This window comes from Rhodopseudomonas boonkerdii (assembly GCF_021184025.1).
GTDB classification, from domain to species: domain Bacteria; phylum Pseudomonadota; class Alphaproteobacteria; order Rhizobiales; family Xanthobacteraceae; genus Tardiphaga; species Tardiphaga boonkerdii.
This window is the reverse complement of the sequence record NZ_CP036537.1, coordinates 2,091,981-2,105,127: the sequence shown is the minus strand read 5'-3', so window position 1 is coordinate 2,105,127 and position 13,147 is coordinate 2,091,981. Positions and strand designations below refer to the sequence as shown.

Genomic DNA, 13,147 nt, shown 5'->3' with positions numbered 1-13,147 from the left:
GTGGTATTGGAAGGAATTTGGAATGGACGTGAAGCGCAAGCTGGAGATCCTCGCGGATGCTGCGAAGTATGACGCCTCCTGCGCATCGAGCGGCACGGAGAAGCGGGACTCGCGCGACGGCAAAGGCATGGGATCGACCGATGCAGGCATGGGCATCTGTCACTCCTATGCGCCGGACGGCCGCTGCATCTCGCTGCTCAAGATTCTCCTCACCAATGCCTGCAACTACGATTGCCTCTATTGCGTCAACCGTGCCTCCAGCAATGTAACGCGGGCGCGCTTCACCGTAGACGAAGTGGTGCAGCTGACGCTGGATTTCTATCGACGCAATTACATTGAGGGGCTGTTTCTTTCCTCTGGCATCATCCGCAGCGCAGATTACACGATGGAGCAAGTGGTCGCCGTCGCGCGCAAGCTGCGCGAAGAGCATCATTTCCGCGGTTACATCCATCTGAAGACGATCCCCGAAGCCGATGATGCGCTTATCGCCGAGGCGGGCAAATATGCCGACCGGCTCTCGATCAACATCGAGGTGCCGGACGAAGGCAGCCTGAAGAACCTCGCGCCGGAGAAGGACGTCCGCGCGATCCGTCGCACCATGGGACGTCTGCGGCTGAAACTGGACGAGGCGCGCGAGGGTGCCAAACCCACGCCCCGCGGCCGCACCGCGCCACGCTTTGCGCCGGCGGGTCAAAGCACGCAGATGATCGTCGGCGCCGACAGCGCCAATGATGCCACCATCATCAAGACCTCTGCCAATCTCTACGGCTCGTATCATCTCAAGCGCGTCTATTACTCCGCTTTCAGCCCGATCCCCGATGCTAGCCGTTCGCTGCCGCTGCGCGCGCCGCCTTTGATGCGTGAGCACCGGCTATATCAGGCCGACTGGCTGATGCGGTTCTACGGTTTCGATCCCGACGAGATCGTGGGCAGCGAAAGCGGCATGCTGCCGCTGGACATGGACCCGAAACTCGCCTGGGCGCTGCGCCACCGCGACCGTTTCCCGCTCGACGTCAACCGCGCCAGCCGCGAAGACCTGTTGCGGGTGCCGGGCTTCGGTGCGCGTGCCGTGCAGCGGATCATTGAAACGCGGCGGATTTCCTCGATCCGCGTCGGCGATCTGGCAAAGCTGCACATCCCGCGGAACAAGGCGTTACCGTTCATCGTTCTTCCCGATCATCGGCCGGCCGTGCACCTTCTCGACAGCGCGCAACTGGCCGAACGCTTCAAGCCGAAAGCCAAGCAATTGGGCTTTGCTTTCTGACAGGCACAATACACAGCTCCTCATGGTGAGGAGTCGCGAAGCGCCGTCTCGAACCATGAGCTGGCTTGGCGCTGAGCTTGCGGCCATCCTTCGAGACGCCGCTGCGGCTCCTCAGGATGAGAGCTGGAGAGTGTTGGGAAGAAAGATTTGAGCCAATGCACACCATCACGCTCAACGGCGAAACCGATTTCGACGGCTGGCGCAAGGCGGCGCGTTTACTGGCGATGAACGGCGTCGCGCCTGAGGATGTGACCTGGCGCGTTGCTGACGGCGATGAGCCGGAGCTGTTTCCAGCGACGCTGGATGTACCGCTCCAAGAGATGCGCGGCACGTTCAACGTCCCCGCCCATTTTGTCGATCTCGCGCAACACGTCATCCTGCATCGCAATCCCGAGCGTTTCGCCCTGCTCTATCGCATGCTGTGGCGATTGCGCAGCAATCATGACCTGCTGCAGCTCTCCACCGATGCAGACACTTCAAAACTGGAAAGCATGGCCAAGGCGATCCGCCGCGACGAGCACAAGATGCATGCCTTTGTTCGGTTTCGCGAGATCGGCCGCGAACCACAATCGCATTTTGTGGCCTGGTTCGAACCGGAGCATCACATCGTCGAACTGGCCGCGCCGTTCTTCGCAAGGCGCTTTGCCGACATGGCATGGTCGATCCTGACTCCCGATCTGTGCGCGCATTGGGACGGGCACGACGTGTCGTTTTTGCCAGGCGTCGATAAATCCATGGCGCCATCGAGCGATCGTCTCGAAGAGACGTGGCGCACCTACTATGCGAGCATCTTCAATCCAGCCCGCCTGAAGACCAAAGCGATGCAGAAGGAGATGCCGAGGAAATACTGGCGCAACCTGCCCGAAGCCGGGCTGATCAAGCCGCTGATCGAGAAAGCGGAACGAGTCACGAGCGAAATGATTGCCGCCGAAGCACAGGAGCCAAAGAAGCCGCAGCGCCGGGAGGATGCCATGGCGAGATCCCATTCTATCGCACCGACCGAATATCCTGATGATACGAGCCTCGCTGCGCTGCGCGATGAGGCTGCAGACTGCCGCGCCTGCGCGCTCTGGAAAGACGCGACGCAGACCGTGTTTGGCGAAGGACCAAAACATGCATCAGTCATGATGGTCGGTGAACAGCCAGGCGACAGGGAAGACCTTGCCGGCAAACCATTTGTCGGTCCGGCCGGGCAGATGCTCGACAAGGCGCTGAAGGAAGCCGGGATTATCCGCGAGAAAGTCTACGTCACCAATGCCGTGAAGCATTTCAAATTCGTGCCACGCGGTAAATTCCGGCTGCATCAGAAACCGGCGACGCCGGAGATCAAGGCGTGCCGCCCTTGGTACGAGCGCGAGAAAGCATTGGTGAAACCCGAGCTCGTTGTCGCCATGGGCGCGACGGCTGCGCAGAGCGTGTTCGGCAAGATCGTGCCGGTCGGCAAGACGCGCGGGCGCGTGATCGATCTCGATGACGGCACACGCGTGCTGGTGACCGTACATCCATCCTATCTATTGCGGCTACCGGATGAAGAGGCGCGGGCAACCGAGTATGCGAATTTTGTCGAAGACCTGCGCATTGTCGCGGCGCATCTGAGCGAAAAAGCACGGGCTGCGTAACCCCTATTCCACTCCGCCCTCATCCTGAGGAGCGCGCAAAGCGCGCGTCTCCCAGCGAATGGTGAAGCCATTCGCAAGGAATGGCTGCACGCTCCGAGCCAGGCGAACTCATGGTTCGAGACGGCGCTCTCAGCGGCGCAATTGCGCCGCTAGGCCTCCTCTCCATGACGGACTGAGTGTGTAGGCCCTCAAAATCAAAAGGCGGACCGACATTGCCGATCCGCCTTCCAACATGGATCAATCTATTCGTGCAAGCTCAGCGCCGCAAGGCCTGATGCGTTACGTCGTCTTCGCGTGCTTCATATCGAAGTCGGCGATTTCCCTGGCGCGCTCGCTCTCCTTGCCGGCGCGGTGGTCGGTGGCGATGGCCACATAGACCGCGGGCAGCACGAACAGCGTGAACAGCGTGCCGATCAGCATGCCGGCGACCACCACGAGGCCGATGGAGAAGCGGCTCGCGGCGCCGGCGCCCGATGCGGTGAGCAGCGGCAACAAGCCGGTGACCATCGCCGCCGTCGTCATCAGGATCGGACGCAGACGAACGCGGGCGGCCATTTCGATGGCCGAGCGACGATCGAGACCTTCCTTCAGCTGCAGCTCGTTGGCGAACTCCACCATCAGGATGCCGTGCTTCGAGATCAGGCCGACCAGCGTGAGCAGACCCACCTGGGTGTAGATGTTGATCGTCGCCACGCCGAAGAACAGCGGGATCAACGCACCCGAAATGGCCATCGGCACCGAGATCATGATGACCAAGGGATCGCGGATCGACTCGAACTGCGCCGCCAGCACCAGGAAGATGATGATCAGCGCAAAGCCGAACGCCACCGCGAGCTGGTTGCCTTCCTGCACATACTGGCGCGAGTCAGCGAGATAGTCGTGGTTGAAGCCGGCCGGCAGTTTCTTCGCGGCCTGTTCGAGGAAGTCCACCGCCTGTCCGACGGTCACACCCGGCATCGGCACGGCCTGGAAGGTCGCCGAGTTCAGCTGGTTGAAATGCGACAGCGCGTTCGGATTGGTGCCGGTTTCCACCTTCACCAGCGTCGACAGCGGAACCTGCTGGCCCGTTGCGGTCGGCACATAGTAGTTGGCGAGTGAATCCTGCGAGATGCGCATGCCGCGCGGCACCTGCGGAATCACCTGATAGGAGCGGCCTTCGAGGTTGAAGCGGTTGATATAGTTGCCGCCGAGCATCACAGCCAGCGTATTGCCGACGCTCTGCATGGTGACGCCGAGATCGTTCGCCTTCGACCGGTCGACACTGACGCGCACCACCGGCTGGTTGAAGTCGAGGTCGCTGTCCGAGACGATGAACAGACCGCTCTTCTGTGCTTCAGCCTTCAGCTTCACCATCTCCTCATAGACCGACTGGAAGCTGCCGACGGTGCTGATCACCATCTGGATCGGCAGGCCGCCCGGCCCCCCCGGCAGCGCCGGCAGGTTGAAGGCGAAAGCCTGAACGCCCTCGATCTTGCTGAGCTCGTTCTGCACCGGCTGCTTGAGCTGATTGGTCGAGCGCTTGCGTTCATCCCATGGCTTCAAGAGCATGCCGGCAATGCCGTTATTCGGGCCGTTGATGCCGTTGATGATGAAGCGCAGATCCGTTTCCGGGAACTGAGCGAACACCTTGTCCATCTTGTCTCCGTAATAGTCGGAGTAGTCGATGTTGGCGTATTTCGGCCCCTTGGTGATGGCGAACAGAATGCCCTGATCTTCCTCGGGCGCCAGCTCCTTGGACGTATTCATATACATGAAGCCGACGAGACCGAGGATGACCACCGCGAACAGGGCGGTGATCGGGCGATAGTCGAGCGAACGATCGAGCTGCCGGCCATACCAGCGCGTGGTGGCGCCGAATACCTTGTCGACCTTCTTGGCGAACCAGCCCGGCTCCTCCTGCTTGAGCAGCACCGAGCACATCATCGGCGACAGCGTCAGCGCGATGACGCCCGACACGATCACGGAGCCCGCCAGCGTGAAAGCGAATTCGCGGAACAGCGCGCCGGTGAGACCGCCGATGAAGCCGATCGGCGCATAGACCGCCGCCAGCGTAATGGTCATGGAGATGACCGGGCCGATGATTTCGCGCGCGCCTTCCAGCGACGCCTGCACCGGCGACTTGCCCTCCTCCAGATGGCGATGAATGTTCTCCACCACCACGATGGCGTCGTCCACCACGAGGCCGATGGCGAGCACCATCGCCAGCAGCGTCAGCAGGTTGAAGCTGAACCCGGCCATCAACATGAGACTGCAGACACCGATCAGCGACAGCGGGATGGTCACCACCGGAATGATGACCGAACGCAGCGACGCCAGGAACAGGAAGATGACCACGACCACGATCACCACCGCTTCGATCAGCGTATTGCGCACCTCCTCGATGGACGAGGTGATGAACTTGGTGGAGTCGTAGGCCACCTTCATCTTCATCGATGGCGGCAGGTTGCGCTCGAGTTCCGGGAACAGGTCGCGCACGCCCTTGACGATGTTGAGCGGGTTGCCGAGTGGGGTCGATTTCACGCCGATGAAGATCGCGCGCTCACCGCTGAACGCCACGCTGGCATCGGAGCTTTGCGCGGCAAGTTCGACGGTGGCGATATCCTCCATGCGAACGAAGCCGCCATCCTTCGCCTTGATGATCATCCGCTTGAACTCGCCGACATTCTGCAGGTCGGTGTTCGCGGCGACGTTGGAGATGATGTAGTAGCCCTTGGTCTGACCCGCCGCTGCCTGGAAGTTGTTGGAGCGGATGGCATTGACCACGTCGTCCGCCGACACGCCGCGACCGTTCATGCGCACGGGATCGAGCCACAGGCGCATTGCGAAGGTCTGGCCGCCGAGGATTTCAGCATTGGCCACGCCATCGACAGTCGACAGCACCGGCTGTACGGCGCGTGTCAGATAGTCCGAGATCGCCGAACCGGACAGCTCGTCACTGGAGAAACCGAGATACATGATCGCGGTGGTTTCGCCGGTAGACTTCAGGATCACCGGGTCATTGGCTTCACGCGGGATCAGATATTTGACCGAATTCACCTTCGACAGCACTTCGGTGAGCGCCGCGTTCGGGTCCACATTCAGCTTGATGTAGACCGAGATCAGGCTTTGCCCCTGGGTCGAGGCAGAGGTCATGTAGTCGATGCCTTCGGCAGCCGCGACGGCTTGCTCGATCGGCGTGGTGATGAAGCCCTGCATCAGATCCGGAGACGCCCCGGGATACACAGTGGTGACGGTGATCACGGTGTTGGTGAGCTTCGGATACTGCCGGATCGGCAGGCTGGTGGCCGCCTTGAAGCCGATCAGCAGGATCAGCAGGCTGACCACCACCGCCAGCACGGGGCGTTTGATGAAGATATCCGTGAAGGACATGCGTGTGTGCTCCGGTCAGTTCAGCGGCGGCTGTGCCGGGATCTTCGGCGGCGGGTCAGACGAGATTGCGACCAGCGCACCCGATTGCAGCTTGAGCTGGCCGACCGCAACGACGCGATCACCGGCCTTGACGCCCTGGGTGATGACTGCACGGCCATCGATGCGATCGCCGGTGCGCACGAAGGTTCTGATCGCGTGCAGCTCGGTCTTGCCGTCGTCGGTCTTCTTCTCCTGGATGACATAGACGCTGTCGCCATAGAGCGTGTAGTCGACCGCGGTTTCCGGCACCGTCACGACGGCGGGCTTGTCCGGCAGCACCACAGTCGTGGTCGCGAACATGCCGGGCTTCAGGATGCCTTCCGGATTCTGGATCGTGGCCTGCACGCGGATGTTGCGCGTATCGGCCGAGATCTGCGGCTCGATGGTGGTCAGCTTGCCCTCGAAGGTGCGGCCCGGATAGGCGTCGACCGTAATGCGCACGACCTGGCCGACCGCGAGCTTGCCGCTATCCTTTTCGGTCACGGTGAAGTTGGCATAGACCGCCGACAGATCGGTGAGCGACACGATCTGCGTGCCGGCCGTGAGATACTGACCGACTTCGATACGGCGGGTACCGAGCACGCCATCGAAAGCCGCACGGACCAGCTTCTGCGAGATCACCGCTTCAGTCTTGGCAATGTTGGCGAGCGCCTGGTCATACGCCGCCTGCGTGGTATCGACCGTCGCCTGCGGGCCGACCTGACGCTCGGCAAGCTGCTTGGCGCGGTCCAGATTGATGCGCGCCACGGAAGCCGCGGCCTTGAAGTTGGCGAGGTCGCCCTGCTCCGGTCCGTCAAACAGCTGCACCAGCGGCTGTCCCTTCTTCACGGTGGCGCCGGCCTGGAACATGATCTCGGTGACACGGCCATTGACGTCGGAGGTGACATTGACCTGATGCACGGCGGCCAGATCGCCAACGGCGCCGATCAGGTTCGGCACCACCTCGGACTTCGCTTCGGCGATGCTCACAGTGATCGGCGGCGGCTTCATATTGGCGAAGAACTGCTTGATCATATGCGAGCGGAAGGCATTGAAGCCGACGATGGCGACGACAAGCAGCGCCAGCAGGCCGCCGACGATGATGAACCAGCGCACCGTGCGCGGACGCTTGCGTGGCGTTTCGACGGACGGCTGCTGGTGCGCCGTAGGAGGGTTCTGGGTCATAGTCATCTTATGCGCTTTCTGTCGTGGTCGCGGCTGCCGGCATCAGCTCGGGCGGCAGTGCGCGACGAATATGCGATGCGATCGCATCGTCGTTCAGTCCAATTCCGCGAAGGATGAATTCCGTCAGTTGCAGATCGAGGCTTTCCGACTTGTCGTAAGAAAGAGAAGGCACCGCCGGCATCAGTGACAGCGACGTCGTCATCGCCGCATGATGCGCGAACCAGAAGAGATTCATCGGCGCCTGCGATGACGCCCGCGCATCGCCCGACTTCACCGCCCGTTCGTAGGCGGCAACGAAGGCCGAACCGATGATGTCGGCGATCTTCTCGTGCATCAGGCGGGCGAATTCGCCATCGTTCAGATAGCTGATCGTGACGAGACGCAGACGCTGCGCCTCCTCGTCGTCCGGCTCGCGGGCGATGTCGAGGAAGTGCCGCACCATCTCGCGGATCATGATCACCAGCGTCTCGGTGGAAGCCGGCAGATCGAGCAGCCGGTTGAGGGCCGGATCGGCCTTGCACTCCTCCGCCAGAATCTCGGCATAGAGTGCCGACTTGGTGGGAAAATGCTTGAACAGCAGTCCCTCCGAAATCGATGCCGCCGCCGCCACGCTCTTGGTCGTGGTGCCGGCAAATCCATTGTGCGCAAAGCAGCGCTTCGCAGCCGAAAGGATCAGTTCGCGCCGCAGATCGTGAGTCATTCGGAGAGTTGTCATAGCGGCGTGAGTAAGCGCTCACCTCAGCTCCTGTCAATGAATTGGTGCGTTGCATCAAGGGATTTACCGGGGGTGGTATCCAGGAGACACAGTTCGGCGATCTCGCGGCGCCCTGGGGCGTCCGAGGTGTGAGCAGGTCTCCCCTCGAAGCATGAGGGGAGGCGGTGCGCCGCAAGGCGCGAGGGTGGTTTCTGACGCTGCTCCTGCCCGCTGGATCGCCAGCAAACCTGAGCCGCGCAACGCCTGACGGCGCACCACCGTGGCGATTTCGGACCGAGGGACCGTGCTTCCGGGTACTGGAAGCTGGCAGGTGCCCTGCCATCGGACCGGCTTTCGCCAGCCGTCATCCGCACCCGTCCAGCCACTGAGTGGCAGAGCGCCGTAGTGGGCCCGGACGGTGACCCAAGGCCTCCCGAGTGTGAAGGGTACGTCCCCCTTCACCCGCAGGCGCCACATCCACGTTCCGCTCCAAGACGCCTCATGAAGCGCCCCCTCGCGAACGAGACGGAGGGAGGATATTCCTGAAAGAAGCACCTTGTCAAGAACAAATCATGAACTAATGTAAAACAACTTTAGGATGTAAAATACAGATCATTAGGGGGCGACGATGGCTGCGTCAGCAACACACCGGGGCTACCGTATTTACACGCGCGCGTTCGATCGCGTCGTCATAGCAGATCAACTCGACAGCGTGCTGGGGCCGCTTTCCGCGGAGACGAAAGCAACCCTGGAGAAAGCCTGGGACATTTTCGAAACAGGCCTGATGGACTGGAAGATGCGGGTCCACCTCGATGCGCTCGCAGCATCCGAGCGATTAAGACGCGTGACCACCGACGATGATCGCGCCGACACGGTGATCGCCCTCCTCGTGGATCAGTCTGGCTCTATGCGCGGGCAATCGATGTTGCTGGCCGCCGCGACGACCGACATCGCGCAGGATTTTCTGGCTCATCTCGGTTACCGGGTCGAAATACTCGGCTTCACGACAGTCTCGTGGAAAGGTGGGCACCCAAGGCAGTTCTGGAAATGGTGCCTCCGACCGAAGGATCCGGGGAGACTATGCGAATTACTACACATCATCTATCGATCTGCCGATAATGAATACGCATCTAGTCTCGGGTGGAGCATCCGACAGATGTTGCGGCCTGATCTGCCGAAAGAGAATATCGACGGCGAAGCGTTGCTATGGGCGTCGGAGCGCCTGCTCGCTCGTCCAGAGAAGCGCAAGATCATCGTCGTGATCTCCGACGGAGCGCCGGTAGATGACTCGACGCTGCTCGCAAATGAGCCGGATATCCTGATTGCGCATTTGCGCGAGGTGATCGCCGATATCGAAGCCAAAGGGGAGATCGAGCTCTTTGCCCTCGGCATCGGTTTTGACGTAGCTCGCTGTTATACCGCTTCCACGACAATCAAGACGGCGGAAGATTTGGGGACCTGTTTGATCGGATTGTTGGAAAGGGCGCTAGCGACGCGACGAGGTAAGCAGGATGGATAAAGCATAGCCCGCAACTGTAGCCGCCGCGTCACGAAGCTGTGCTTTGCGGTTAGCGTGAGGCGCTCTTCTTTCCCTCCCCAAGCGGCGCAGCCGGGAGGGTGGATCGAAGCGAGCGTTCAGCGAGCTTCGAGACGGGTGGGGTCTATCCCAACACTCCGTCCTTTCGTGGGGAGCGTCCCCACCCCCGCCTGTTGGCGGACCCTCCCCATTCGCTTCGCTCCGGGGAGGGAGGCCATTAGCGCCGGCGCGTCGAAACTACACCACCGTCTTGTGGCGCGTGATGCAGGTCTCGAGCACCTCGTACATCGGCCTGCTCCACCAGTGCTCCGAGAAGATCTCGATCTCGCAGTAGCCGGCAAAGCCCTGTGCCTCGACGGCGGCGCGAGCGGCTTTGATGTCGATGACACCATCGCCCATCATGCCGCGGTCGTTGAGGATGTCCTTGGTAGGGACCATCCAGTCGCAGACATGGAAGGCGTGCAGACGGTCCTTCCCGGCTCGCGCGATTCCCGCCAGCATCTTCGGGTCCCACCAGATGTGATAGACGTCGAGCGCAACACCGAGCATGCCGGTGCGGTCGGGATCGAGGCGGTCGCAGATATCCAGCGCCTGCTCGGTGGTGTTCACGCAGGCGCGGTCGGCGGCATAAGCGGGATGCAGCGGCTCGATGGAGAGCGGCATCTTCGCCTGCTTCGCGTATTCGAGCATCGCGGCGATGCCGTCATCGACCTGATTGCGGGCATCGATGATGTCCTTGGACGTCACGCTACCCGGCCGCGAATATTGCGGCAGGCCGCCGACGACGAGCACGATGCAGGGCGAGCCCAGCGCAACAGCTTCATCGACGCAGCGCCTGTTGTCGTCGCGTTCCGCCTGGCGATGCGCGCTATCCGCCACGAACATGCCACCACGGCAATAGCCGGAGAGTTCGAGATCGTGATCCCTCACCGCCTTCACGGCGCGATCGAGACCGACATGGGCGACCTGATCGCGCCACGGGCTCACGCCGCGGATCTTGTGGCGGGCACAGGCCTCAGTGATGGCGACGAAATCGCCCTGCTTGCGGACCGTCGCCGTATTCAGCGACAGCCAGCGATGGTCGTTGGAAAAATCACGCATGATCAGGCGTCGATCCCGCGCGTGGCCATGACCGACTTCATGCGCGAAACCGCAAGCTCGGGATTGGCGAGCAGGCCTGCCTTGTCGGCGAGGCGGAACAGTTCGGCGAGATGCTGGGTCGAGCGCGTGCTCTCCTGGCCGCCGATCATGGTGAAGTGGTCCTGATGGCCGTTGAGATAGGCCATGAAGACGATGCCGGTCTTGTAGAACCGCGTCGGCGCCTTGAAGATGTGACGCGACAGCGGAACGGTTGGGCCGAGCACATCGTGGAAGCCGGCTTCATCGCCTGCCGCGAGACGCGACAGCGCATAGGACGCCGCCGGCGCGATGGCATCGAAGATGCCGAGCAGCGCGTGGGAATAGCCCTTGTCGTCGCCGGCGATCAGTTCGGCATAATTGAAGTCGTCGCCGGTATACATCTTCACGTCGGGCTTGAGGCGGCGGCGCATGTCGATCTCGCGCTGCGCATCGAGCAGCGAGATTTTTACGCCATCGACCTTGGCGGCGTTGCGGTTGATCACGTCCACCGCGGTGTCCATCGCCTTGCCGAGATCCGAGGTGCCCCAGTAACCCGACAGCGCGGGATCGAACATGTCGCCGAGCCAATGAATGATCACCGGGTTCTGCGACTGCGACAGAATGCGGTCATAGACCTTCGCGTAGTCGTCCGCATTCTTGCCGATCTTGGCGAGCGCCCGCGACGCCATCAGGATGATGCGGCCGCCGACCTTTTCGATGGCTTCGAACTGTTGCTCATAGGCCTTGATGACATCGTCGATGGACTTCGCATCTTCCACCGCGAGGTGGTCGGTGCCGGCGCCGGAGAACACGAGGCCGTTGCGGGGCTTCGCGGCATTCACCGAACGCGTGATCAGTTCGAGCGAAGCCGGCCAGTCCAGACCCATGCCGCGCTGGGCGGTGTCCATGGCCTCGGCGACGCCGAGGCCGAGATCCCACACATGCTCACGGAACGCGATGGTCCTGTCCCAATCGATGGCCTGATTGAGCCACGGATCGCATTCGGCAAGCGGATCGGCCACCACATGCGCGGCCGAGAAGGCAACGCGGTTGAGCGTGCCGCTCAGCCTGGCCGGGAACGCGCGCGAGGCCGCGAGACGATAGGTCTCGATGCTGCGATCGGCGGTCGGCAGCTTCAGCGACAGCGATGAGCCGGTGGTGGACTGGACTGGCTTGTTCATGGCGAACCTCAGACCTTGAGCGCGGGAACGTCGACCCAGCGGCGCTCCTTCCAGCTCGTGAGCGCGGCTTCCACCGTCTGCACGCCCTTGGCGCCTTCAAGCAGCGTGTACTTGTAGGGCGCATCCTCGACCACGTGGCGGATGAACATCTCCCACTGCTCCTTGAAGCCGTTGTCATAGACGGCGTTGTCGGGAACCTTCTGCCAGTCGGCATAGAAGTCGTGGTTGCGCTTCTCGTCAGGATTCCAGACCGGACGCGGCGTCGCCTGGCGGGCCTGGATCATGCACTCGGTGAGGCCGGCCACGGCCGAACCATGGGTGCCGTCGACCTGGAAGGTGACGAGGTCATCGCGATAGACGCGCGTGGCCCAGGACATGTTCATGTGGGCGATGACGCCGCCCTTGAGCTGGAAGGTGGCGTAGGCGCTGTCGTCCGCGGTCGCCTTGTACTTCTTGCCCTGCTCGTCCCAGCGCTCCGGAATATCCGTCGTTCCCAGGCAGGTCAGCGCCTCGACCTCGCCGAACAGGTTGTCGAGCACGTAGCGCCAGTGGCAGACCATGTCGAGGATCATGCCGCCGCCGTCTTCGGCGCGGTAGTTCCAGGACGGGCGCTGGGCTTCCTGCCAGTCGCCTTCGAACACCCAATAGCCGAACTCGCCGCGCACCGAGAGCATGCGACCGAAGAAGCCGCTGTCGCGCAGCATTGCCAGCTTCTTCAGGCCGGGCAGGAACAGCTTGTCCTGCACGGTGCCATGCTTGAGGCCCTTGGCATTGGCGACCTTGATGACATCGAGCGCTTCGGCAAGGTTGGTCGCAATCGGCTTCTCGCAATAGATGTGCTTGCCGGCCGCGATCGCCTTCTGCAGCAGGCCCGGACGCGCCTGGGTGGTGGCGGCGTCGAAGAAGATGGTGTCCTTCGGGTCCTGCAGCGCCTTGTCGAGATCGGTAGTCCAGCGCTCGATGCCGAAACGCTTGGCGAGGCCTTCGATTTTCTCGGCATTGCGGCCGACGAGAATCGGATCGGGCATCATGCGGTCGCCATTCTTCAGCGTCACGCCGCCCTGTGCGCGGATCGCGACGATCGAGCGGATCAGGTGCTGGTTGAGACCCATACGGCCGGTGATGCCGTTCATGATGATGCCGAGGCGGTGGACAGCCATA

General features: G+C 62.0%; 9 protein-coding genes. 3 read left to right on the top strand and 6 right to left on the bottom strand.

All coding sequences use genetic code 11. The features are described from left to right. Nucleotides 1-22: 22 nt before the first annotated feature. Both E0H22_RS09765 and E0H22_RS09760 read left to right on the top strand, forming a co-directional pair. Nucleotides 23-1,264: a putative DNA modification/repair radical SAM protein gene (locus E0H22_RS09765; protein WP_233025454.1), complete on the top strand. Its 1,242-nt coding sequence runs from the start codon at nt 23-25 to the stop codon at nt 1,262-1,264. Nucleotides 1,265-1,419: 155 nt separating this feature from the next. Next, nucleotides 1,420-2,883, top strand: a complete 1,464-nt coding sequence (locus E0H22_RS09760; RefSeq protein ID WP_233025453.1) for a UdgX family uracil-DNA binding protein — start codon at nt 1,420-1,422, stop codon at nt 2,881-2,883. Between the two features lie 279 nt (nt 2,884-3,162). Here the strand turns inward: E0H22_RS09760 and E0H22_RS09755 are convergent, their stop codons facing one another. Genes E0H22_RS09755 through E0H22_RS09745 form a run of 3 tightly spaced genes read right to left on the bottom strand, consistent with a single transcriptional unit; the run spans nt 3,163 to nt 8,170 of the window. Beyond that, nucleotides 3,163-6,252 carry a MexW/MexI family multidrug efflux RND transporter permease subunit gene (locus tag E0H22_RS09755; RefSeq protein ID WP_233025452.1) on the bottom strand — a complete coding sequence of 1,030 codons (3,090 nt, stop codon included), beginning with the start codon at nt 6,250-6,252 and terminating at the stop codon, nt 3,163-3,165. 15 nt (nt 6,253-6,267) lie between these two features. Further along, entirely contained in the window at nt 6,268-7,455 is a 1,188-nt protein-coding gene (locus E0H22_RS09750; protein WP_430715238.1) for an efflux RND transporter periplasmic adaptor subunit, read from the bottom strand. A gap of 7 nt (nt 7,456-7,462) precedes the next feature. After that, nucleotides 7,463-8,170, bottom strand: coding sequence for a TetR/AcrR family transcriptional regulator (locus E0H22_RS09745; RefSeq protein ID WP_233025450.1), 708 nt, complete (start codon nt 8,168-8,170; stop codon nt 7,463-7,465). Nucleotides 8,171-8,777: 607 nt separating this feature from the next. On the opposite strand from E0H22_RS09745, the gene E0H22_RS09740 reads away from it, so the two are divergent. Next, nucleotides 8,778-9,668: a cobaltochelatase CobT-related protein gene (locus tag E0H22_RS09740; RefSeq protein WP_233025449.1), complete on the top strand. Its 891-nt coding sequence runs from the start codon at nt 8,778-8,780 to the stop codon at nt 9,666-9,668. Nucleotides 9,669-9,923: 255 nt separating this feature from the next. Here the strand turns inward: E0H22_RS09740 and E0H22_RS09735 are convergent, their stop codons facing one another. The 3 genes from E0H22_RS09735 to E0H22_RS09725 are packed head-to-tail and all read right to left on the bottom strand — an operon-like array spanning nt 9,924 to nt 13,146. Further along, complete coding sequence (locus E0H22_RS09735; protein ID WP_233025448.1) at nt 9,924-10,787, bottom strand: sugar phosphate isomerase/epimerase family protein; 864 nt, start codon at nt 10,785-10,787, stop codon at nt 9,924-9,926. A 2-nt stretch (nt 10,788-10,789) separates the two neighbouring features. After that, a complete protein-coding gene (locus E0H22_RS09730) occupies nt 10,790-11,986 on the bottom strand; it encodes a dihydrodipicolinate synthase family protein (protein WP_233025447.1) in 1,197 nt (398 codons plus the stop codon). Between the two features lie 8 nt (nt 11,987-11,994). Next, nucleotides 11,995-13,146: a Gfo/Idh/MocA family protein gene (locus tag E0H22_RS09725; protein ID WP_233025446.1), complete on the bottom strand. Its 1,152-nt coding sequence runs from the start codon at nt 13,144-13,146 to the stop codon at nt 11,995-11,997. Nucleotide 13,147 lies beyond the last annotated feature (1 nt).